General features: G+C 53.9%; 20 protein-coding genes and 1 other annotated feature. All 20 genes read left to right on the top strand.

The window, feature by feature from the left end:
• Positions 1-12 precede the first annotated feature (12 nt).
• The 20 genes from ccsA (at position 13) to minD (ending at position 22,417) form a co-directional block, all read left to right on the top strand.
• A complete protein-coding gene (gene ccsA, locus JNUCC32_RS17840) occupies positions 13-843 on the top strand; it encodes a cytochrome c biogenesis protein CcsA (RefSeq protein ID WP_009594011.1) in 831 nt (276 codons plus the stop codon).
• Between the two features lie 6 nt (positions 844-849).
• Positions 850-1,506: a precorrin-2 dehydrogenase/sirohydrochlorin ferrochelatase family protein gene (locus tag JNUCC32_RS17835; RefSeq protein WP_192569333.1), complete on the top strand. Its 657-nt coding sequence runs from the start codon at positions 850-852 to the stop codon at positions 1,504-1,506.
• 3 nt (positions 1,507-1,509) lie between these two features.
• Positions 1,510-2,466 (top strand): hydroxymethylbilane synthase, encoded by a 957-nt coding sequence (hemC, locus tag JNUCC32_RS17830; RefSeq protein ID WP_145038565.1) that lies wholly within the window; start codon positions 1,510-1,512, stop codon positions 2,464-2,466.
• A 4-nt stretch (positions 2,467-2,470) separates the two neighbouring features.
• Positions 2,471-4,030, top strand: coding sequence for a uroporphyrinogen-III C-methyltransferase (gene cobA / locus JNUCC32_RS17825; RefSeq protein ID WP_192569332.1), 1,560 nt, complete (start codon positions 2,471-2,473; stop codon positions 4,028-4,030).
• A 55-nt stretch (positions 4,031-4,085) separates the two neighbouring features.
• Complete coding sequence (hemB, locus tag JNUCC32_RS17820) at positions 4,086-5,084, top strand: porphobilinogen synthase (protein WP_096775398.1); 999 nt, start codon at positions 4,086-4,088, stop codon at positions 5,082-5,084.
• A gap of 36 nt (positions 5,085-5,120) precedes the next feature.
• Positions 5,121-6,416, top strand: coding sequence for a glutamate-1-semialdehyde 2,1-aminomutase (hemL, locus tag JNUCC32_RS17815; protein WP_192569331.1), 1,296 nt, complete (start codon positions 5,121-5,123; stop codon positions 6,414-6,416).
• The gene (locus JNUCC32_RS17810; protein WP_192569330.1) at positions 6,413-7,321 is read left to right on the top strand and encodes an RluA family pseudouridine synthase; all 909 of its coding nucleotides are present in this window, start codon (positions 6,413-6,415) and stop codon (positions 7,319-7,321) included. Before hemL ends, JNUCC32_RS17810 begins: the two co-directional genes overlap by 4 nt.
• A gap of 163 nt (positions 7,322-7,484) precedes the next feature.
• The gene (locus JNUCC32_RS17805; protein WP_192569329.1) at positions 7,485-8,834 is read left to right on the top strand and encodes a LysM peptidoglycan-binding domain-containing protein; all 1,350 of its coding nucleotides are present in this window, start codon (positions 7,485-7,487) and stop codon (positions 8,832-8,834) included.
• A 249-nt stretch (positions 8,835-9,083) separates the two neighbouring features.
• Positions 9,084-9,382, top strand: a binding site (T-box leader).
• A 111-nt stretch (positions 9,383-9,493) separates the two neighbouring features.
• Positions 9,494-12,163 carry a valine--tRNA ligase gene (locus JNUCC32_RS17800; protein WP_096775402.1) on the top strand — a complete coding sequence of 890 codons (2,670 nt, stop codon included), beginning with the start codon at positions 9,494-9,496 and terminating at the stop codon, positions 12,161-12,163.
• 8 nt (positions 12,164-12,171) lie between these two features.
• Positions 12,172-13,575, top strand: a complete 1,404-nt coding sequence (locus JNUCC32_RS17795; protein ID WP_096775435.1) for a bifunctional folylpolyglutamate synthase/dihydrofolate synthase — start codon at positions 12,172-12,174, stop codon at positions 13,573-13,575.
• Positions 13,576-13,581: 6 nt separating this feature from the next.
• The gene (gene murC, locus JNUCC32_RS17790) at positions 13,582-14,958 is read left to right on the top strand and encodes a UDP-N-acetylmuramate--L-alanine ligase (protein ID WP_036662695.1); all 1,377 of its coding nucleotides are present in this window, start codon (positions 13,582-13,584) and stop codon (positions 14,956-14,958) included.
• Positions 14,959-15,163: 205 nt separating this feature from the next.
• Positions 15,164-16,558, top strand: a complete 1,395-nt coding sequence (locus JNUCC32_RS17785; protein ID WP_192569328.1) for an SPOR domain-containing protein — start codon at positions 15,164-15,166, stop codon at positions 16,556-16,558.
• Between the two features lie 127 nt (positions 16,559-16,685).
• Entirely contained in the window at positions 16,686-16,928 is a 243-nt protein-coding gene (locus JNUCC32_RS17780; RefSeq protein WP_009594010.1) for a DUF4321 domain-containing protein, read from the top strand.
• A gap of 25 nt (positions 16,929-16,953) precedes the next feature.
• Positions 16,954-17,565 (top strand): Maf family protein, encoded by a 612-nt coding sequence (locus tag JNUCC32_RS17775; protein WP_192569327.1) that lies wholly within the window; start codon positions 16,954-16,956, stop codon positions 17,563-17,565.
• An 84-nt stretch (positions 17,566-17,649) separates the two neighbouring features.
• Entirely contained in the window at positions 17,650-18,339 is a 690-nt protein-coding gene (radC, locus tag JNUCC32_RS17770) for a RadC family protein (protein WP_009593994.1), read from the top strand.
• 38 nt (positions 18,340-18,377) lie between these two features.
• Positions 18,378-19,412, top strand: coding sequence for a rod shape-determining protein (locus JNUCC32_RS17765; RefSeq protein WP_009593998.1), 1,035 nt, complete (start codon positions 18,378-18,380; stop codon positions 19,410-19,412).
• Between the two features lie 57 nt (positions 19,413-19,469).
• Entirely contained in the window at positions 19,470-20,345 is an 876-nt protein-coding gene (gene mreC, locus JNUCC32_RS17760) for a rod shape-determining protein MreC (protein ID WP_036673103.1), read from the top strand.
• A 1-nt stretch (position 20,346) separates the two neighbouring features.
• Positions 20,347-20,871, top strand: a complete 525-nt coding sequence (gene mreD / locus JNUCC32_RS17755; protein ID WP_192569326.1) for a rod shape-determining protein MreD — start codon at positions 20,347-20,349, stop codon at positions 20,869-20,871.
• An 85-nt stretch (positions 20,872-20,956) separates the two neighbouring features.
• Complete coding sequence (locus tag JNUCC32_RS17750) at positions 20,957-21,619, top strand: septum site-determining protein MinC (RefSeq protein WP_015734015.1); 663 nt, start codon at positions 20,957-20,959, stop codon at positions 21,617-21,619.
• A 3-nt stretch (positions 21,620-21,622) separates the two neighbouring features.
• Positions 21,623-22,417, top strand: a complete 795-nt coding sequence (gene minD / locus JNUCC32_RS17745) for a septum site-determining protein MinD (protein ID WP_009594006.1) — start codon at positions 21,623-21,625, stop codon at positions 22,415-22,417.
• Positions 22,418-22,532: the final 115 nt, after the last annotated feature.

Genomic DNA, 22,532 nt, shown 5'->3' with positions numbered 1-22,532 from the left:
TGAGTATAACCCATGCTGTTAAACATAATTTATATCACCGGCATTTGTATCTATGCCCTGAGCCTTCTGTTTTATATCTCGGATTGCATTTCACGCAATTCGGTGGCGAAGCGGATAGGCACAGGGCTTCTTGTCATTACCGCGCTGCTGCAATTCGCGGGCATCGGCATCAGGGCCATGGAGGGCGGACATTTCCACTTCCCGGTATTTACGCTGTTTGATTTCCTGTTCCTGCTGGCCTTCTGCATTTCGATCACTTCGATTGCCCTGGCGTATATGAAACGCTCGGAATTTGCCGTCCTGCTCATCAACCTCGTCGGTTTTTGCGTGATGCTGGTCAATCGTTTGTGGTTCACGGCAGGAGATAATGCATTGTACAGCTGGGAGACGGAACACCGTCTCTTGCTGATTCATATTGCCCTGGCGAGCATCAGCTTCGCCGCTTTGACCGTCGGGGCCGTGTTTGCGGCGATCTACATGTTTCTCCATCGGAAGCTGAAGCACAAGCAGTGGAATGATACGGTCCGCAGGCTGCCGAGTCTGGAGAAGCTGGATGTGTATTCTTATAAAGCGCTGATGGCCGGTACGATTATTCTGGTCATGTCGCTTGTCTTGGCCGTAATGTCAGTGGCCATGGCCGGGCGGTGGACCCTGTTTTTGGATATCAAAGTATTGTCTACGCTGACGGCGCTAGCGATGTATATGGTGTATTTCATCAAACGCCGACTGTGGAGAAGGTCCGGCAGGGAGGCCGCCATATGGGCTTTAATCGGGTATGGATTCATTATATTGAACTTTTTTCTGAATACGTGGTCCGCTTTCCACAGTTGGTCAGGAGTGTGACGGCTGATGACGCATGACCATTATGTGCCCGTCCTGCTGAATTGCAGGGGACGTTTATGCTTGATCGTCGGCGGAGGCAAGGTGGCGGAACGCAAAGCGCTCACCCTGCTGAACGCCGGGGCAAGCGTACATATTGTAAGTCCTGTACTAAGAAGCGAGACGCTCCGGCATTTGGCGGGAGAGAAGGCCCTTCAATGGACGGAACGGAAGTACCGGCCAGACGATCCGGCAGGCGCGTTTATGGTCCATGCGGCAACGGATGACGCCAAGCTGAACCTGAAGATAGCCGAGGACGCCGATCGCCTTGGCGTGCTGGTTAACGTAGCCAGCGATGGCGATGCCGGTACGTTTATCAATCCGACGGTGCTGCGGCGGGGAAGGCTTATGCTGGCCGTGTCCACGTCGGGAGCAGGGCCGATGGCCGCACGCGATATACGCGATGAGCTCGAAGAACGGTTCGGACCGGAGTATGAGGATTATCTGGATTTTTTATATAGGATACGTTCGATGATCAAGGATGAAGTAAAATCCGCCGACGCGCGCAGGCGGCTGTTGCAAAAGGCATACCGCATGGACATGCTCGGGGAGATTCGCCGCGGAGGTTATGTGCCGTGGAGTCCGGACGAAATCAAGCAGTGGATTGAGAAGAATCAGGAGGAATGAAGGATGCGCACAATCGTAGTTGGCAGTAGACAAAGTGCTCTGGCACTGACACAGACAGGACAGGTTATCGATGATTTGAAGCGTTTGGCCAAGGAGCACGGATTGGAATATGACTTCGCGGTCAAGAAAATCGTCACCAAGGGCGACCGCATACTGGATGTTACCCTTTCCAAAGTAGGCGGCAAAGGATTGTTTGTCAAAGAAATCGAGCAGGCCATGTTGGACGGCGAAATTGACATGGCGGTTCACAGCATGAAGGACATGCCTTCCGTACTGCCTGAAGGACTGGTTTCCGGGGCGGTGCCCGCAAGAAAAGATCCTCGCGACTGCCTGATCTCCAAAGAAGGGACAACGCTGGATGACCTTCCTCAAGGTGCCAAGGTAGGGACAAGCAGTCTGCGCCGGTCCAGCCAGCTCAAGGCCTATCGGCCTGATCTGCAGATCGATTGGATCAGGGGAAACATCGATTCCCGGATTCGCAAAATGGAGGAAGGCGAGTTTCAGGCCATCATTCTGGCAACTGCGGGCCTGCAGCGCATGGGCTGGGAGGATCGGATCACGTCGTACCTGCCGGTTGAAGTCAGTCTGCCTGCCGTAGGCCAAGGCGCTCTCGGCATTGAGTGCCGTGAAAACGATGAAGAGCTGCTGCATCTGCTCTCTCTTTATAACGATGAAGTAACCGCGCGGACCGTCGCCGCGGAACGCAAGTTTCTAAGCGAACTGAACGGCGGATGCCAGGTCCCGATCGGGGCTTACGCCGTCATGAAGAATGTGGAGGCAGGAGATTCCCGCGGCGAACAAAACGTTATACAATTAACAGGAATGGTAGGTTCTCCTGACGGCGAAATCGTCTTGAAGGAAAGCGCCGAAGGAACCGACCCTGAAGCGCTCGGAGTGGAAGTGGCCGCAAAGCTGAAAGCTAAAGGAGCGGAGAAGATACTGGCACAAGTTAGGGGTTGAGGGGATGGCAGGCAAGGTTTATCTCGTGGGAGCAGGTCCGGGCGATGCGCGCCTGATTACGATCAAAGGCAAAGAATGCATTGAAAAAGCGGATGTCGTGGTGTATGACCGATTAGCCAGTCCTCGGCTGCTGCGCTGGATGAAACCCGGAGCAGAGAAGGTCTACGTGGGCAAGCTTCCGGATCGGCATACGATGAAACAGGAACAGATCAATCAACTGCTGGTGGATTATGCTTTGGAAGGCAAGACGGTGGTCCGTTTAAAGGGCGGCGATCCCACGATCTTCGGAAGAGTCGGCGAAGAAGCGGAGCTGTTATATCGTCATGGCATCATGTACGAGATCGTCCCGGGGATCACCTCGGCGATCAGCGTGCCGGCTTATGCAGGAATTCCGGTGACGCATCGCGATCATGCCTCATCCTTATCCATCATTACAGGACATGAAAGCCCCGAGAAGCTGGACCGCATGATTCAATGGGATAAGGTGACCCATGCGACGGGGACTTTGATTTTTATGATGGGCGTGGCGAAGATCGGTTATATCAGCCGTCAGCTGATGAAGCATGGAAGGCCTCCGGAAACGCCGGTGGCTCTAATAAGATGGGGAACCCGGGCGGAGCAGGATACGCTGACGGGAACGCTGGCAGACATCGAGGACAAGGTCAAGGCAGCGAATTTTCAGCCGCCTGCCGTCATCGTCGTTGGCGAGGTGGTGCTTCAGCGGGAGCACTTGAAGTGGGCGGAACGGCTGCCCCTGTTCGGCAAAAGGATTCTGGTCACGAGGGCAAGGAGCCAAGCCAGTTCATTGGTATCCCAAATCGAGGAGCTTGGCGGGGAGCCTTATGAGTTTCCCGTCATTGAAACGGTGATGCCCTCGAAGGGCGAGGTGCTTGCCGGGATTCAAGAAGCGCTGGACAAGCTGGGTACGTATGATTGGGTGTTCTTCACCAGCGTAAACGGCGTCGAGTTTTTCTTCCGCCACCTGAAGGAGCATGGACGCGATATTCGCTCCTTGGCCTCGGCGCGCATCGTCGCGGTAGGTCCCGCAACAGCCGATGCTCTTGGGAATTTCGGTATAACCGCCGAAGTGATCAAGGAGCGTTACCAGGCGGAGGGCCTTATCGATGCTTACGGTCCGGAGCTTCAGCCGGGCCAGCGCGTGCTGCTGCCTCGCGGGGATCTCGCGCGCCGATGGCTGCCGGAGAAGCTTATGGAAATGGGACTGCATGTGACGGAAGCCGTGATATACGAGAACATGCTGTGCGGCGAGGACGATGATGAGCTGCTGAAGCTGCTTCAAGACGGCGGCATTCATGCGGTCACGTTCACCAGTTCTTCTACGGTTACCAATCTGCTGAAAGTGCTGAAGGGGATGGGCGTGGCAGAGCCTGCCGATTTGCTGAAGGAATCGACGATTGCTTGCATCGGACCGCTGACCGCGCAAACCGCGGAGGAAGCCGGACTGCACGTATCGCTCCTCGCCGAGGAAGCTACGGTCGACAGTCTGGTCAAGGCCTTGTGTGTTTGGAACGAGAGCGATCCACGCCGTATAACGACGCCATAATATCCTTATCTTTTAAATACATGATTTAAATTACATCTTATGGAGGTACAACGTCATGAGTTTTCCAATCGTACGCCATCGCCGGCTGCGTCAAAATGCCGGCATTCGCAGCATGGTCCGGGAGACCGTGCTTCATACGGAGGATCTGGTCCAGCCGATCTTCGTGACCTATGGCAGCGGTGTGAAATCCGAAATTTCCTCGATGCCTGGCGTATATCATTTTTCGCTGGATACCCTGAAGGAAGAAGTGGACGAAATCGTAAATCTAGGGATTCCTGCCGTGCTCCTGTTCGGGATTCCTGAGACAAAAGACAGTGTAGGCACGTCCGGTTTCGCGGATGACGGAATCGTCCAAGAGGCCACCCGCCTCATTAAGTCGTGGCATCCCGATCTTCTGGTCATTGCGGACACGTGCCTGTGCGAATTCACCGACCACGGCCACTGCGGCATGGTCCATACCTTCGAGCGTGACGGTCACACCTGCGGCGACGTATTAAACGACGAGTCGCTGGAGCTGCTCGTTCGCACGGCGGTCTCCCAGGCGAAAGCGGGAGCGGATATCATCGCACCTTCCAATATGATGGACGGCTTTGTCCAAGCCATTCGTACCGGACTCGATGAAGCCGGATTTTATAATGTGCCGATCATGTCGTATTCGGTTAAGTATGCTTCGGCTTTTTACGGTCCATTCCGCGAAGCCGCAGACTCCGCTCCGCAGTTCGGCGACCGCAAAACCTATCAAATGGATCCGGCTAACGTAAGGGAAGCGCTCCGCGAGGCGGAGACGGACGTGCTGGAAGGCGCGGATATGCTGATGGTGAAGCCGGCGATGGCTTACCTCGACGTTGTCCGATTGCTCAGAGACCAGTTTGATCTGCCGATCGTCGCTTACAACGTGAGCGGCGAGTATTCCATGATCAAGGCGGCGGCTCAGCAGGGATGGATCAGCGAGCAGGCGATCGTGATGGAGCTGCTGACGGGAATGAAGCGTGCCGGTGCGGACATTATCATTACGTATTTCTCGAAGGATGCGGCACGCTGGATGCGCGGCTAGCAACGATTAACGACTAAAGAGTTAGGAGTGCATAGAATGAGCCAAGATTTGCGAAAAGAAGAGTTGTCGCGTTCTGCTTTCGAAGAAGCGAAGTTATATATCCCGGGCGGCGTCAACAGTCCGGTACGTGCATTTAAATCTGTAGGACTCACGCCGATTTATATCGATCGCGGAGAAGGCAGCCGGGTATACGACATCGACGGCAACAGCTTTATCGATTATGTAGGTTCCTGGGGACCGCTGATTATGGGCCACGCACACCCTGAAGTCGTTGAAGCGCTTCAGGAGACTGCTGCCAAAGGGACCAGCTTCGGCGCGCCAACCCTGCTCGAAACGAAGATGGCGAAGCTCGTGTGCGAGCGCGTGCCGTCGATCGAGGTGGTGCGAATGGTGAATTCCGGCACGGAAGCCACCATGAGTGCCATCCGTCTGGCGCGCGGTTATACCGGGCGCAGCAAAATCATCAAATTCGAGGGCTCCTACCACGGTCACGCGGACAGCCTTCTGATCAAGGCGGGATCCGGCATAGCGACACTAGGCCTGCCTGACAGCCCGGGCGTGCCTGAAAGCGTGGCGTCCAACACCATTGCGGTTCCTTATAACGACTTGGAATCGGTACAGCTTGCCTTCGAGCGTTTCGGCGAAGAGATCGCGGCCGTCATCGTTGAGCCGGTGGCAGGGAATATGGGCGTGGTTCCGCCGCAACCAGGATTCCTGGAAGGCCTCCGCAAGGTCACTTCCGATTATGGCAGCATCCTTATTTTCGACGAGGTGATGACCGGATTCCGGGTGGACCTCAACTGCGCTCAGGGACGTTACGGCGTTACGCCTGACTTGACATGCCTGGGCAAGGTGATCGGCGGCGGATTGCCGGTCGGCGCATATGGAGGCAAGCGTGAGCTGATGGATCAGATCGCTCCGGCAGGACCGATCTACCAGGCGGGAACGTTAAGCGGAAATCCGCTGGCCATGGCAGCCGGATACACCACCCTGAAGCTGTTGACGCCTGCCGTTTATGAGCAGCTGGAGGAACGGGGGGCCCGCCTTCAGGCAGGATTCGAGCGCAACGCCAAGGAATTCGGCATCCCGCTTACGATCAACCGGATCGGCTCCATGGTATGCCCATTCTTCACGAATTCGCCGGTCGTGAATTTCGATACGGCCAAGACGAGTGACCTGGACCGTTTCCGCCGCTATTTTGCGGCGATGGTGCAAGAGGGAGTCAGCGTGCCTCCTTCCCAATTCGAGGGCATGTTCATCTCGGCGGCCCATACGGTGGAAGATATCGATGCTACCATCGAAGCCAATTACAACGCCTTCAAAAGCCTATGAGCTACGGGGGCAGCTGGAGTAAACGCGGCGAATGGCTCGAGATGACGCCCGGCAAAGTGCTGTTGGGCCAGCCGGATCGGGATGAGGCCGCCGCCAAGTGGCTTCTGGAAACGGTCGGTATGCCCGAGAAGCTGTATCGCAAGCTTCATCATGAGCAGGGGATACAATGGAGAGGGGACCGGCTTCGGCTGGTCCTTTTTCCTTATCGGGAATACGGCATCGAACCGAGGTGGCAGGAGCTTCAGGTGTTGTACGAGGACGATTTCTGCCTGGTCGTGAACAAACCGGCCGGTTTGGCGGTCCATCCGGACAACGAAAGCCGGGAGACAACGCTGAATCATGTCGTGGCCGCCTATTACGAAGCAGAGGGGATTCACGCGGCAGTCCGTCACATCCATCGGCTGGATAAAGATACGACGGGGCCTGTGCTGTATGCCAAGAACGAATATGCGCAGCTGAAGCTTGACGAGGCCATGCGCGAGAAGAAGATCGTTCGAATGTATGCGGCTATCGTTCAAGGGAGGGTATCGCAGGAGCTGAAGCGAATCGATCTCCCGATCGGCAAGGACCGCTATCACGCAAGCCGCCGGAGGGTTTCATTAACGGGACAGGCCGCGATCACGCATATTCTCTCAGCCGAAGCGTATCCGAAAGCCAGTCTGCTGCACATTCGCCTTGAAACCGGCCGTACGCATCAGATCCGGGTCCATCTAAGCCATATGGGACATCCGCTTCTGGGGGATGTTTTGTACGGGGGACCCGGGACGTTTGCGCGCCAAGCGCTGCATGGCGAACGCCTGTTGTTCCATCATCCTTTTACGGGCGAGAGCATTGAGGTGCCGGCGCCGTGGCCTCAGGATATGATGGAGTTACGAGAGCGAATCATAGAGGGAGCGAACCGATAGGGGATGCTGCAGCGGCCCTGAATGCCCGCTAACTTCCATGCGCAATTCGCAAAAAAGTCATGCTCTCCTGTTTTCGGCATATAGATAAATTGAGTGGCAAAAATTAGGCTCATGCCGTGATGACAGATCACGGATAGTATATGCCAAAAAGGAGGACATTCCCGTGTTTGACCAGTCCTACGGATTGCGGTTCGATATTTACGAGCGTATTAATTTGACGGAAGATTTGCCGGGAATCGAAGAATTGGAAGAGGCGGAGTTGATCCCGCACATTCAGGTGATCAGCCAGCAGGACCAGGCCACGCTTCGGGGCCATTTGCTTCTAGCAGGCCTGTATAAAGGGGATACCGAAGCAGGAGAGACGGAGCCGCTCGAGCATTGGATTCCGGTCGAGATCACGGTCCCGCTGAACCGCGTATCGTCATTGGATGACATCGCGGTCGAGATCGAGAATTTTGACGTGGATCTGTTATCCAAGCGCAGCTTGAACATAACGGGGGTTTTATCGCTCAAAGGAATCCAGGCGGCGGCTCCGGGAGCTCGTGACCAAGTATGGACCAATGAGGAATTCACAGTGGTACATGCTCCTGAAGCGAATGATATGTATGCAGGCGGAGAGCAGCAGTTCGCAGCCAATCCGTATGAACCGTATCAAGGCGGCGGAGCCAACGCTGAAGCGATTACGCCTTCGCCTTCTTATTTCAGCGAGGCTCAGCCTAGAGTCCAAGAGTCCGAGGCGGATGCGCGCACGCAGCAGTATCTGGCATCTTGGGCGGAATACGAGAATCAAATTCAAGATACGCAGGACTCGGACCGAACGGTAAGCATCTCCAGTACCCCTGAAGCCCAAGATACGGTCGAATATGCCTTACATAATGAGACGGAATTTCAGTCAGCTGAGCCGTCGACTCCGAGTGTATGGCAGTTCGAACGGGCTGCGGCCCAGCCGGAGCCGCAGCAGGAAGAACCGGCAGCCGATTTCCCGGGCGTAACTGAGCGCAATGGCGAAGAGGTTCAAGCCCTGCCGGTATTGGATTCCCCGGAAACGGAGGAAGCCGAGCCTGTTTTTGCCGAGGAAGCCGAGCCGTTGGAGGAGATAGAGGAGGAGGTTTCCGTTCAAGTCGAAGAGGCTCCGTCCAAACCGGAGCTAAAGGTTGCCTTCAACGCAAAGAACAGCACCACTAACACCGCTTCGGGCGTGGGCTTCTCCTCATTGCTTCAATCGAGCAGAACGGTTCAGGATCAGGAACAAGCTGCTCGAGACGAGGAAGAGGCCGTCGAAGAATCGGTGGATGCCGTTTCGTCCGAGGATGTGGAATGGAAGAGTCTGTTCCTGGGCAACCGCCGGGAGGAAACGCCGTTCCGTAAGGTCCGGATGTGCATTGTTCAGCGTGAGGAGACACTCGACGTGATTGCCGAGCGTTATCAACTGACGCCGCGAGAGCTCTTGTTGTATAACCGCATGTCCGAGCAGAATGTGGAAGAAGGCCAGGTATTGTATATTCCCCAGTAACCCGGGAAGTCGTCATGGGGCAAGAATGAAGCAGGCCGAGGCAGGCAGCCTTGGCCTGCTTTTTGTGCTGCGGGGAACCGGTTTGGAGGATAGAAAGCGCAGCGAGCTTGGATAGGATGTTGCATCGAACAAGGATTAATTCGAATCGGCAGGTATGATGTCTAAATCGTTCGGAAACACTCGAAATATTGACTATATGGAACAACCACGTTATATTTGAATAGTATATGTACAGGTATTCCAAAAGCTAGAACAACGTTGAACGGGAAGAGTAGGAAGGTATGGCCTTCAGAGAGCGGAATTGCTACCAAGCGCTGTGAGATTCCGCAGGAACCAGCTTGCCGAAGTCGCCCCGGAGTTGCGGACTTGAGATAGAGTAGGATCGATTGCTACCCTGGTTAGAGTTCGCCGGCCGCAGCCGTTATCTGCGTAAAGTGTCGTGCTTGACCGAAAGCCTTTCATGTTCTTCATGGGAGGACAACGGTTGCTGAACCATGTAAGCACGAAACAAAGGTGGTACCGCGAGAGAACAGTCTTTCGTCCTTTGAGGACGAAGGGCTTTTTTTGTTTCACGCCAACTATGATATCCACGAACACGCCCGGAGGCTAAAACGTTTCGGGTTGGCAAAACTGATTAACAGTATCGGAGGTACGAAAATATGGATCAAAAACAAAACCAATCCCAGTTAGAAATGCCGACGACGTATGATCCGAAGGCAGCCGAACAAAAATGGTATCCGTACTGGAAGGAAGGCGGCTTTTTTGAAGCCGGCAAGCGACCGGACGCGGAGCCTTACACGATTGTTATTCCTCCTCCTAACGTTACGGGCATGCTCCATATCGGCCATGCGCTTGACTTTACGCTGCAGGACATCCTGATTCGCGTGAAGCGGATGCAGGGCTACGATGCGCTGTGGCTCCCCGGTTCCGACCATGCGGGCATCGCCACGCAAACCAAAGTAGAGCAGAAGCTTCGCGAAGAAGGCGTTACCCGTTACGATCTGGGACGCGAGAAATTCCTGGAGAAGGTGTGGGAATGGAAGGACCTGTACGCAAACACGATCCGTGATCAATGGTCCAAGATCGGCCTGTCCCTCGATTACTCCAGAGAACGTTTCACGCTCGACGAGGGATTGTCCGAAGCCGTACGGGAAGTATTCGTCAAGCTTTACGATAAAGGGCTCATCTACCGCGGCAAACGCATCATCAACTGGGACCCGGCTGCCCGCACGGCTTTGTCCGATATTGAAGTGGAGTACAAAGAGGTCAACGGCCATTTGTATCACCTGCAATATCCGCTGAAGGACGGCAGCGGCTCCATTACCGTGGCAACCACCCGTCCGGAGACCATGCTCGGCGATACGGCGGTCGCCGTTCATCCGGAAGACGAGCGCTATAAAGACATGATCGGCAAGACATTGGTGCTGCCTATCGTGGGCCGCGAGATTCCGGTTATTGCGGATGAGTACGTGGAGAAGGACTTCGGCAGCGGTGCGGTTAAAATTACGCCGGCGCATGATCCGAACGACTTCGAGATGGGGCTGAGACATGACCTGCCGCAAATTACCGTAATGGATGAATCCGGAACGATGAATGAGTTTGCCGGCAAATACCAGGGCCTTGACCGTGCAGAATGCCGCAAGCAGATCGTCAGCGACATGAAGGAATCGGGCGTATTGCTTCGCATCGAAGACCATGTCCATCAGGTAGGCCATAGCGAAAGATCCGGTGCGGTGGTCGAGCCTTACCTGTCGACGCAGTGGTTCGTTAAGATGCAGCCGCTTGCGGAAGCAGCCGTGGATGCGCAAAAATCCGGCAAGGGCGTGAACTTCGTGCCTGACCGGTTCGAGCGAACCTATCTGCACTGGATGGAGAATGTACGCGATTGGTGCATTTCCCGTCAATTGTGGTGGGGTCACCGGATCCCGGCGTGGTATTCCGAATCCACGGGCGAAGTGGTTGTTGCCATGAATGAAGAGGAAGCCCGCGCGAAGCTGGGCAAGGATGATCTGAGACAGGACGAGGATGTGCTGGATACCTGGTTCAGCTCCGCACTCTGGCCGTTCTCGACCATGGGCTGGCCGGACCAGGACAGCGAGGATTTCAAACGTTATTATCCGACCAGCGTTCTCGTAACGGGTTACGACATCATCCCGTTCTGGGTGTCGCGGATGATTTTCCAAGGACTTGAATTTACAGGGCAAATGCCGTTTAAGGACACGCTGATCCATGGCCTGGTTCGGGATAGCGAAGGCCGCAAGATGTCCAAGTCGCTGGGCAACGGCATTGACCCGCTCGAAGTTATTGAACAGTATGGCGCAGACGCTATGCGTTATATGATATCGACCGGCAGCACGCCGGGTCAGGATCTTCGATTCCGCTGGGAACGCGTGGAGCAAGCGCGTAACTTCGCTAACAAAATCTGGAATGCGTCGCGGTTTGCGCTCATGAACCTGGAGGGCTTCACGGCGGCGGATATCGACATTTCCGGAGAGCTGGGAACAGCGGACCGGTGGATTTTGCACCGTTTGAACGAAACTTCCCGCGACATTACGCGTCTAATTGATGCCTACGAATTTGGCGAAACCGGTCGACTGCTCTACAATTTCATCTGGGATGATCTGTGTGACTGGTATATCGAATTTGCCAAGCTGTCCCTATATGGCGAGGATCAAGCAGCCAAGAAAAAGACGCAGTCGGTGCTTGCCTATGTGCTGGACCGCACGATGCGCTTGATTCACCCGTTCATGCCGTTCATCTCCGAAGAGATCTGGCAGCATTTGCCGCATGAAGGCGAGACCGTTATGCTGGCTTCTTGGCCGACCTATGATGAGGCGTTTGAGAATACGGAAGCTGTTACCGAAATGAACCTGCTGATGGATGTGATCCGTGCCGTACGTAACATCCGGGCGGAAGTGAACGTGCCGATGAGCAAAAAAGTAGAACTGCAATTGAAACCGGTAAGCGGGCAAATTGCCGGCATTATCGATCGCAATTCCGATTATATTCGCCGCTTCTGCAACACGTCGGAGTATGAGTCCTCCCTTGCGCTTGAGGCGCCGGATAAAGCGATGACCGCCGTGGTGACAGGTGTTGAGATGTATCTGCCGCTTGCCGGACTGATCGATATCGCTCAGGAGATCACGCGTCTGGAGAAGGAAATTCAGCACTTGAACAGCGAAGTCGAGCGTGTGGAGAAGAAGCTGAACAATCCTGGTTTCGTATCGAAAGCACCCGAGAAGGTGATTGAGGAAGAACGGGCGAAACTCGCGGATTACTCGGACAAACGAAGCAAAGTGATTGCGCGCATCGAAGAATTGAGAGGCTAATGGGCAAGATGAATCTGGACCAGAAGGTGAGAACGATGGTTGATCAATCGGCAGCTGCAGCGGCAGCTCCGTTCCATACCTATGAGGAAGCGGTAGCTTGGATCAATGGGCTGATTCCGTTTGGGATCCGCCCTGGCATGGATAGAATTCAGCGATTGATGGAGCTGCTCGGCCATCCGGAGCGTCGATTAAAATTTATCCACGTGGCCGGAACGAACGGAAAAGGCTCCACATGCGCTTTTTTAACAAAGGTTCTGCTTCAAGGGGGATTCACGGTAGGCACCTATACGTCCCCCTATATTACGAAGTTTACCAATCGGTTTCAGTATAACGGCGAAGACATACCGGAAGAGACGCTGCTGGAACTCGCGAATCGCTTAGAGCCGCTTGTTGCCGAAATTGCGGGCTCCGGGCTTGGATCGCCCACGATGTTTGAGGTGTCCACGGCTCTTGCGATCCTGTATTACGGCGAGGTGTCTTATCCGGACGTGGTGGTATGGGAGACCGGACTTGGCGGTCGTCTTGACGTGACCAATATCGTTCATCCCATCATTTCGGTGATCACGAACATCGGCATGGACCATACCGACGTTCTGGGCGATACCATTCAGGAGATCGCCATGGAGAAGGCCGGCATCATCAAGCCCGGAGTGCCCGTGGTGAGCACGGTCACTCAGCCTGAGGCTGTTGAAATTCTGAAAGAAACGGCCGCCAAAAACCGTACAAGTCTGTACCTCGTAGACGAGCAATTCTCTTATGAACGGCTGCGCGGGAACGAAGAAAGCCAGACTTTCCGTTTTAAGGGACCGTTCCGGGATATGGATTTGGATATTTCGATGCAGGGCGAGCATCAATGCGCCAATGCCGCGGTTGCCATGATGACGCTGGAGGTGCTTCGCCAGTACATGGCCTTTATCGTGGATGAAGAAGAATTGCGTGCCGGGTTTAAGGATACGTTCTGGGCGGGAAGACTGGAGCAAGTGCAGTCCTCCCCGCGGATTGTTCTCGATGGCGCGCACAACCCCGAAGGGGCTGAATCCTTGGCCAAAAGCTTGCCGCAGATCTATAAGTATCGGAAACTGAACTTAATGATGGGAATGCTGGCAAATAAGCATCATGAATCGTATTTGCAGCATATACTGCCAATAGTGGATACGCTTATCCTGACTGAACCGGATTTCCGGAAGAAACTGGACGCCAAGGCGCTTGGTGACATCGTAGAGCAGGTAAGGGAGAAATACGCCAAACATACACTGCAAATCATCATAGAACCAAATTGGAAAAACGCACTTGAAGAGTTGAAGTCACGGACGGAAGCGGAGGATCTTGGGGTGGTGTCGGGCACGTTGTACCTGATTGCCGACGTGCGTTCCAACCTCCTGGGCCTTTCCGATTCTGAAAAAGGTTGGTGATATCTGTTGAATACATCAGAACATGTTCATTTTATAGGAATTGGCGGCTACGGGATGAGCGCCATAGCGCGAGTAATGCTGGAGATGGGTTATAAAGTCACGGGTTCTGACGTGGCATCGCAAGAATTGACAGAAAAGCTGGCGGCCAAGGGCGCCAAAATATACATTGGACATACCGCCGAGCAAGTCCAAGGCGCGGACCTTGTGGTGTACTCCACGGCATTGTCCAAAGACAACGTGGAGCGGGTCGAGGCAGAGAAGCTGAACATTCCTGTCCTTCACCGTGCGCAGATGCTGGCGCGTCTTTTGAACGAACGCAAAGGCGTGGCCGTAGCGGGAGCGCATGGCAAGACAACCACTTCATCCATGATTGCGCTCGTGATGGAAGAATGCGGAGTCGATCCGACATTTATCATCGGCGGGGAAATTATGAACGTGGGCACGAATGCCAAAGCGGGCGAAGGCGAGCATGTGGTAGCCGAAGCCGACGAGAGCGACGGTTCATTCCTGCAATACCATCCATGGCTCGGCGTCGTTCTGAATATCGAAGCCGATCACCTGGAGAATTACGAAGGGGATTTCAATCGTCTCAAAGCCGCCTACGTGCAATTCCTCAGCCAGATCAAGGCTGACGGTACAGCCGTGGTTTGCGCCGACGATAACAACATTCAGGCGATTTTGCCTGACCTGAAATGCAACGTGACCACATACGGCATTCATGCGGATGCGGAGTATACGGCAACCAATCTGGTGCTGGGCGACCGTCACGTCAGCTTCACGATGCTTCATAACGGCATGGAGCTGGGCACCGTCGAGCTGTCCGTGCCGGGCAAACATAATGTCTACAACGCCATGGCCACGGTGATATGCTGCTTGAAGAGCGGCATCTCGTTCGAGGCGATTGTAGAGGCCATCGTCAAATTCAACGGGGCTAAGCGCCGCTTCCAGGTGCTTGGCGAAGCTGAAGGCATTCTGGTGATTGACGACTATGCGCATCATCCGACCGAGATCGAGGCGACGATCAGTGCCGCTAAAGCTACGGGCAAACGGATCATTGCCGTATTCCAGCCGCAGCGGTATTCGAGAACCTTCTTCCTGCTGGATGCGTTTAGCCGCGCGTTCGGGGAAGCGGATGAGGTGATCATCACCGATATTTACTCTCCTGCCGGCGAGAAGCAGATCGAGGGCATCAGCTCGGGTAAGCTGGTGGAGCTGATCGTTCAGAACAGCAATGCCGGTGCCCGCTATTTGCCTACGAAGGAAGATGTCCTGAACGATCTCAAAGGTCGCGTAAAAGAAGGCGACCTGGTTCTCACGATGGGAGCGGGCGACATCTGGAAGGTCGGCGCGGCTTTAGCGGAGTTCATTAAGGGCAAGAAATAAAGGTTGCCTGCTTCCTTTGCTGCTTCGCTGCAGCAGGGGACTGCATTGGCTTTGCCTCTTATGAGGGGACAAAGCCAGCATCGATAACGATACGAAGGGCTGATCAAGATCATTTCTTGGTCAGCCCTTTTGTTTTTCGCATACTCATAAGTTGCCAAGCTTGATCATATAGCTAGGTGTAGAAGGACAAGTGAGGTGTATGGATATGAATAAAGCACGGATGACGATACGTTTCGATCACGATCCGCCGAAGGGCAGGAACAAAGACCATGCGCGAGAGGAACACGACGCGAACCAAAACGTTCCGGCGGGCCAAAACCCCCGGGTCTACGACCGCCATTCCGTCTTCGACGAATATGACACAGCGACAGCAAATCGGTTTACCGATACGGACACTTCGTACGAACCTCAGAGGAGCGTTCAGCAGGATCATCTGCGCGTCGTTCCGCCGCTCCGGGAGGAGCGGGATACCCGGGACGTGGACGATCGTGGCTGGAGACCATCGCGCAATCATCGGTCCAGGGGACGGCTGGCTGAGGAAAGACGGCGCCTGGACCATGATAACGGCTGGCCGTACGACGATGCCCCTGATGCCCCTGTAGAATCGGATACATACCATCACGTGCACGAGGAGCTCTACGACCTCCATGATGATGCATTTTCCGGGAGAATGACCCCCGAAGCGAACGACCCCCATTGGAATCTCGGGCCCGAGTCGGATCTATATGAGACATCTGCCGGAGATTACGGTTATTATCGCTCACGCAAACCCACCTCCTTCTGGAAGATGGCGGTGTCCGTGACCGCCGCCGTCATCACGGGCCTGCTGTTCGGGTACATGGTGCTGTCCATGTTTAACGGCGGCGACGCCGGCGAGAACCCGGCAACGGGGCAGCTCGAGAGCAGTGATCCAGGGAACTTAGCGCCGACCGATCCATCCGGGGGAGCGGGGGCATCACCGACGCCTGATATGACCGAATCGGCTGTTCATATACCGGAGCAAAACTTTTATCTGCTTCAATACGGCGTGTTCAGCACGCCCGAGCGGGCAGCGCAGGCGATCGGGGAACTGCAGCAATCCGGTATTGCCGCCGGCGGCGATCTGGACGAGGAGAACCGCGTGTATGCGGGCATCTCGCCCGACCGCGAGCAAGCGAAGCTGCTCAGCAATCAGCTTAAGGCCGAAGGGGTTGAATTATACGTTAGAGAGATCGCGCTGCCGGGCATAGAGTCAGCGGCATTTGCTGGCGAGGAGCAGACGCTGACGGACTATTTTACGATAAGCGGGGAGCTGGTATCGGAGCTTAGCCAACTATCGGCATCCTTGCTGGGCATGCAGGAGCCCGGCGCAGCGACGTCGGAGCATATGAATACCATCACGAATCTGCATCAGCAATGGATCCAATCGGTCAAGCAGCTGGCCGCAGGCTTGGGTCCGGAGACCGGGGCCGCGCTGCCGGCCATGGAGCAGTCGATGAACAGTTCGATCACGGCGCTCTCCGAATACAACAAAAATCAATCCAAGGGGCATTTGTGGGAGATTCAAACAGGCATGATGAACTATGTCATGGGCCAAAAGAAACTCCTGGATGGCCTATAAATTCAAATTTACGTAAAATCCGGCTTGGAACTGGAAATAGTTCCCCATGCCGGATTTCTGTTTGTATTGCTTATCGATTCACCGTATAATAATTAGGGTGTCAAAAAATGGCGAGGGAAGAGGATGCATGAAGAAAAATAAAGGAATGCTCATCTTGTTTTTGCTGCTGGGGTGGCTGACGGGAACATGGCTTGCCAAGGCGCTTCAACCGGTCAAGGCTCTGTCGTTTCTGACGTCTACTACACCGATCAAGTGGTCGCCTTCAGCTGATTTTGACATTATTCGTTATGACATTAACCTTGAACTTAACTTTTGCCTGCTCAGTCTGCTCGGCATTATTGCTGCCGTCTGGTTATACCGCAGGCTCTAAGACATGACAAAGGAGATTATCCCCCTTGAATGAGAAGAGAAACCGCCGCATTATATTGGCTTCCACCTCTCCTCGGCGTCAGGAATTGATTGCCTCCCTTCGTATCCCATTCGAGATTATGCCAAGTGAAGCTGACGAGGACACGCCGCAAGGGTGGTCGCCAGAGCGAATTGTGGAGTCACTGGCGCTGCGCAAAGCGGAAGCGGTTCTCCGAAAGCTGACGGATGATCCCGGAGATGGTATCATTGTGGGAAGCGACACGATTGTGGTCGTAGATGACCATGTCCTCGGGAAGCCGGAGGATCAAACTGATGCTGCAAGGATGTTGTCCATGCTTCAAGGACGGGCACACTTCGTTTACACGGGAGTGGCTTGCATCGACCGGCGTTCCGGTCGGGCCAAGGTATCTCACCGCGTGACGACCGTAAAGATGAAATCGTTAAGTGATGATGCGATCGCGGCTTACGTAAAGAGCGGGGAACCTGCCGACAAAGCAGGCTCGTATGCGATTCAAGGCCTGGGTGCAACCATCGTGGAAGGAATCGAAGGCGACTACTTTAACGTTGTCGGCCTGCCGCTTTCTCTGCTCTCGGACATGCTGTCTGAAATGGGGATGGATGTACTCACCGATTCATAGATATAGAACACGGCATCCGAAGCCAACGGAATCATGGAAGCTTCGGTGACCTGCTGATTTAAATCTTAGAAAAGAGGGGAATATATGGAGTCGCCAACGCTATTGCTGCGCGACATCCCCCATGATGAACGACCAAGAGAGCGCATGATGCAATATGGGGCGAGCGCTTTAAGCCATGCAGAATTGCTGGCGATACTGCTTCGGACCGGTACCCGCCAGGAATCTGCCGTACATATAGCCCAGCGGCTGCTGGGGGAAGCAGGCGGCATCCGGCAGCTCGTTGATCTTAGCATCGAGGAAATTACGCAAATCAAAGGAATTGGAACCGCCAAGGCTGTTCAGCTGAAGGCTGGCATCGAGCTTGGACGGCGCTTGGCCGCATCGAGACATGTAGAGCCGGTTATTATCCGCAGTCCGCATGACGCGGCAGAACTGCTCAGTGAACAGATGCGGTATTTACAGAAAGAGCATTTTGTCTGTGTATTTTTAAATACGAAAAATCATGTCATTGCCCAGGAAACGCTATCGATGGGGAGCCTTAACGCCTCCATCGTTCATCCCCGCGAGGTGTTCAGAGCGGCCATCAAATGCAGCAGTGCATCCCTGGTGTGCGCGCATAACCATCCGAGCGGAGATCCGACGCCCAGCCCGGAGGACATTTCGCTGACTGCACGCTTAGTGGAGGCAGGACAGATTGTCGGGATCGACGTGCTGGATCATCTGATCATCGGGGACGGATCGTTTGTAAGTTTGAAGGAACGGGGCTTGATGTAATATAATAGTTCAGATTGACGAAGAAAGGGAGATACATCATGTTAGGTGGTTTTACGAAAGATTTGGGAATCGATTTGGGGACGGCAAATACGCTGGTTTATGTCCGTGGAAAAGGAATTGTCGTAAGAGAGCCTTCCGTGGTTGCTCTGCGTACAGATACAAAGAGCATTGAAGCCGTCGGAGAATCGGCTAAGAAAATGATTGGACGGACGCCAGGCAACATTCGTGCCATTCGTCCGATGAAAGACGGCGTCATTGCCGATTTTGATACAACGGCTACGATGATTAAATACTTTATTCGTCAAGCGCAGAAGCAGCGTTCCATCTTCCCGCGCCATCCGAACGTGATGGTATGCGTACCTTCCGGCATTACGGCGGTCGAGCAGCGTGCGGTTGAAGATGCGACCAAGCAAGCGGGTGCACGCGAAGCCTACACGATCGAGGAGCCTTTTGCAGCGGCAATCGGTGCAGACTTGCCCGTGTGGGAGCCTACGGGCAGCATGGTCGTAGATATCGGCGGAGGCACGACCGAGGTTGCGGTCATTTCCCTTGGCGGGATTGTAACCAGCCGCTCCGTGCGCGTTGCGGGCGATGAAATGGATGAGTCCATTATTTCTTATATCAAACGCCAATACAACTTGATGATCGGTGAGCGCACTTCCGAGCTGCTCAAGATGGAAGTAGGCTCCGCGATGCCGCTGGAGACCGTGGAAACGATGGAAATTCGCGGCCGCGACTTGGTGACGGGTCTGCCGAAGACGATCACGATTACATCGGATGAGATCAGCGAAGCGTTGGCAGACACCATTAATGCCATCGTTGAAGCCGTTAAGGTTACCCTTGAGAAATGTCCTCCGGAGCTTGCTGCGGATATTATGGACCGGGGCATCGTGCTTACGGGAGGCGGCGCATTGCTTCGCAACCTGGACAAGCTGCTTGCCGAAGAGACCGGCATGCCGGTCATCGTTGCGGAGAATCCGCTGGATTGCGTGGCCATTGGCACAGGTAAAGCGCTCGAGAACATTCACTTGTTTAAATCCCGGAGCAGCTCTGCCGTCCGTTCCAAACGGTAGAAACCAAAATAAAAGTGTAAACCCCTAATGTTGGGAGAGAAAACAGTAAGTTAGAGGGTGTTGCAACTGTTTAAGCTGCTAGGCAATAAGCGTTTGTTCATTATGCTCATCGGGCTGGTAGCGTTTATCGCTATTATGGGGTTTACGCTCGGCCCGAGAGCTTCTTTATCTTGGCCTGAAAAATTCGTCAAAGATACGGTCGGTTTTGTGCAAAGTGTGTTTTATAAGCCCGCTGCTTATATAGCGGGTTTCTTTGAAGATGTACGGAACATGAAGGGAATCTATGAAGAGAATGAGGAACTGCGAAGAGCGGTAGCCCAATATTCTCGGGAGAGCGCTTCCTACAATACGATGAAAGCCAATTACGAAGAACTTCAAGATATTCTTGGATTTACGAAGAACCAGAAGGAACGTTACAAATACAACTACCGTACGGCGCAGGTGCTTAGCGTCAACTCGGATCCGAATAACCGGACACTGGTCGTCGATCTGGGCGAGCGCGATGGGGTTCGTCCTAATATGTCGGTCACGACTGTCGACGGCATGGTAGGCATCATTAGCAGCGTGAGCAATTTCACCTCCACCGTGAAACTGCTGACAACGATGGACGCCCAGGATCCGAATCCGCAGCCGATTTCGGTCACGGCCATCGGCAAAGAGGATAAAACGTTCGGCGTGGTCGAGAGCTATGATGAGAAGACCAACACGCTGCTCATGACGCGGATTTCGGAAGATGATCCAATCAAGAAAGGCGATAAAATCATTTCATCCGGTGCCGGAGGCGTTATTCCTCAAGGTATGATCATCGGTAAGGTCCTCAGCGTTCAGACCAGCCAATACGGTCAAAGCAGAACGGCTACGATCGAACCGGCGGCCAAGTTTGATGATTGGAAGTATCTGATCATCGTCTTTACGCCTGAGGAGCCGGAATAGTATGGCACGTAAACAGATTCTGGTCCTGCTGCTGTTCGTGCTGTTTATTCTGCAGGGCACGGTGTTTTTCTGGTTAACGCCAAGCTCGCTGCAGCTTCAGATTTATCCTAATTTCGTGTTGGTTTGTTTGTTTTTTGTATCGATTTATTACCATCGCCACACGGGGCTCGTGCTCGGACTCCTATTCGGCATGCTTCACGATATCGTGTATTACGGCGAGATGATTGGCACTTATTCGTTTGCTATGGGCGTATCCGCATATCTGGTGGGGCTTGTCTTCAAGTCCCCGCGGGCGCCGCTGCCCATGATGATGACCATTGTCATTCTGGGAAGCTTGTTGTTTGACAGTACGCTTTTTGGCATATATAAGGTATTTCGACTCAACCCGACTTCTTATAATTGGTCACTGCTTCATCATATGCTTCCCAATCTCCTTGTTCATTTTGCCTTTGCTCTGGCAATTTACGTTCCTTTACGCAAGCAGATTGAGCTGGTAACGAAGAATCAGAGAAGGAAGGCAACCTGAACCCTCTCCAATATGACATTTTACTAGACTAGCAGGAACTTGTAGGTTTGAGCGCGAAATGTATAGGGATGGGAGGGACAGGCTTATGGCTGTAAAATCCAATCATGTGACGATTAAGGGCATCAAAGATGGCCTGGTATTCCTGCTTGACGATCAATGCGAGCTGGAGGAATTGCTTGGCGAGCTCCGCTATAAGCTGGAGCATAGTCATCAGAATATTCTGACCGGACCCATCATTCATGTGGATGTGAAGCTGGGTTCCCGGCAAATTTCCGAAGAAGAGAAGCAGACGATTCTTGACATATTGAAGCAAAAGGGCAACTTGCTGATACGCAATGTGGAATCGCCGCCGCTTGCGTCCGAGCTCGTTCCGGAGGAAAAGCTTGCGCTTAAGACGGGGATGGTGCGTTCCGGACAGGTGCTGCATCATGACGGCGATCTCTTGTTCCTCGGCGATGTGAATCCAGGCGGGACGATTACGTGCACCGGCGACATTTACATATTGGGCGCTCTGCGCGGAACCGCGCACGCCGGTGTAGAGGGCAACGAGGAAGCGATTATAGCGGCTTCGTATTTTGCCCCTACCCAGCTTCGTATCTCCCAGATGATCAGCAGACCGCCGGATGAATGGGAAACGCGGGAAACGGTCATGGAGTTTGCGTATTTGAAGGACGGAAGCATGGAGATCGACAAGATCAGCAACATCTCACGTTTGGGTCGGGATTTTAATGTGTTTAAAGGGGTGTAGAACATGGGAGAGGCAATCGTCGTAACTTCAGGTAAAGGCGGAGTCGGTAAAACGACGACATCGGCGAACATCGGCACAGCTTTGGCACTGCTCGGAAAAAAAGTGTGTCTGGTTGATACGGACATCGGTCTTCGCAATTTGGATGTCGTGATGGGCCTGGAAAACCGGATTATATACGATTTGTGCGACGTTGCGGAAGGGCGATGCCGACTTAACCAGGCGCTGATCAAGGACAAGCGCTTCGATGAGCTGTATATGCTTCCTGCAGCCCAGACCAAGGACAAGAATGCCGTTTCTCCGGAGCAGGTCAAAGATATCGTACTTGAATTGAAAAAGGAATTCGAATACGTCATTATCGATTGTCCGGCCGGAATCGAGCAGGGATTCAAGAATGCCATCGCCGGCGCGGACAAAGCGATTGTCGTTACGACGCCCGAGAATGCGGCCGTAAGGGACGCGGATCGGATTATCGGCCTGCTGGAGAGCTCGCATGTCGAGTCTCCGAAGCTCGTGGTGAACCGGATTCGCCCGAATATGGTGAAATCCGGGGACATGCTCGAAATCGAAGATGTGCTGCAGGTGCTGAATATCGATCTGATCGGTATCGTGCCTGATGATGAAATGGTCATTAAAGCGGCCAACATCGGGGAGCCTACGGTGATGAACCCGGATTCCCAGGCAGCCATCGCCTATAGAAACATCGCCCGGCGTATCCTTGGCGATACCGTTCCGCTGATGCAAATCCATCAGAAAAAAGGAATGTTCACCAAATTCAAAAAGTTTTTTGGAATGGGTTAAGGGTTTCGACCAAGAACCGGTGCCGGGAGGCATCGGTTTTTTTGTTTTTCTCCTTCGGCGGTCTGAGCGGCTTTCGTAGAACCCGTCCGCCTCTTCATCAGGGCTTGTTCTAAAT

It is taken from the genome of Paenibacillus sp. JNUCC32, assembly GCF_014863545.1.
In the GTDB taxonomy this organism is placed as follows: Bacteria; Bacillota; Bacilli; order Paenibacillales; family Paenibacillaceae; genus Paenibacillus_AQ; species Paenibacillus_AQ lautus_A.
This window is presented reverse-complemented; position numbering and strand designations above follow the sequence as displayed.

What these genes read in the sequence shown, in the direction of transcription:
- ccsA (WP_009594011.1), top strand. Translation starts at nt 13, where the DNA reads ATGCTGTTAAACATAATTTATATCACCGGCATTTGTATCTATGCCCTG.
- JNUCC32_RS17835 (WP_192569333.1), top strand. Translation starts at nt 850, where the DNA reads ATGACGCATGACCATTATGTGCCCGTCCTGCTGAATTGCAGGGGACGT.
- hemC (WP_145038565.1), top strand. Translation starts at nt 1,510, where the DNA reads ATGCGCACAATCGTAGTTGGCAGTAGACAAAGTGCTCTGGCACTGACA.
- cobA (WP_192569332.1), top strand. Translation starts at nt 2,471, where the DNA reads ATGGCAGGCAAGGTTTATCTCGTGGGAGCAGGTCCGGGCGATGCGCGC.
- hemB (WP_096775398.1), top strand. Translation starts at nt 4,086, where the DNA reads ATGAGTTTTCCAATCGTACGCCATCGCCGGCTGCGTCAAAATGCCGGC.
- hemL (WP_192569331.1), top strand. Translation starts at nt 5,121, where the DNA reads ATGAGCCAAGATTTGCGAAAAGAAGAGTTGTCGCGTTCTGCTTTCGAA.
- JNUCC32_RS17810 (WP_192569330.1), top strand. Translation starts at nt 6,413, where the DNA reads ATGAGCTACGGGGGCAGCTGGAGTAAACGCGGCGAATGGCTCGAGATG.
- JNUCC32_RS17800 (WP_096775402.1), top strand. Translation starts at nt 9,494, where the DNA reads ATGGATCAAAAACAAAACCAATCCCAGTTAGAAATGCCGACGACGTAT.
- JNUCC32_RS17795 (WP_096775435.1), top strand. Translation starts at nt 12,172, where the DNA reads ATGAATCTGGACCAGAAGGTGAGAACGATGGTTGATCAATCGGCAGCT.
- JNUCC32_RS17785 (WP_192569328.1), top strand. Translation starts at nt 15,164, where the DNA reads ATGAATAAAGCACGGATGACGATACGTTTCGATCACGATCCGCCGAAG.
- JNUCC32_RS17780 (WP_009594010.1), top strand. Translation starts at nt 16,686, where the DNA reads ATGAAGAAAAATAAAGGAATGCTCATCTTGTTTTTGCTGCTGGGGTGG.
- radC (WP_009593994.1), top strand. Translation starts at nt 17,650, where the DNA reads ATGGAGTCGCCAACGCTATTGCTGCGCGACATCCCCCATGATGAACGA.
- JNUCC32_RS17765 (WP_009593998.1), top strand. Translation starts at nt 18,378, where the DNA reads ATGTTAGGTGGTTTTACGAAAGATTTGGGAATCGATTTGGGGACGGCA.
- mreD (WP_192569326.1), top strand. Translation starts at nt 20,347, where the DNA reads ATGGCACGTAAACAGATTCTGGTCCTGCTGCTGTTCGTGCTGTTTATT.
- JNUCC32_RS17750 (WP_015734015.1), top strand. Translation starts at nt 20,957, where the DNA reads ATGGCTGTAAAATCCAATCATGTGACGATTAAGGGCATCAAAGATGGC.
- minD (WP_009594006.1), top strand. Translation starts at nt 21,623, where the DNA reads ATGGGAGAGGCAATCGTCGTAACTTCAGGTAAAGGCGGAGTCGGTAAA.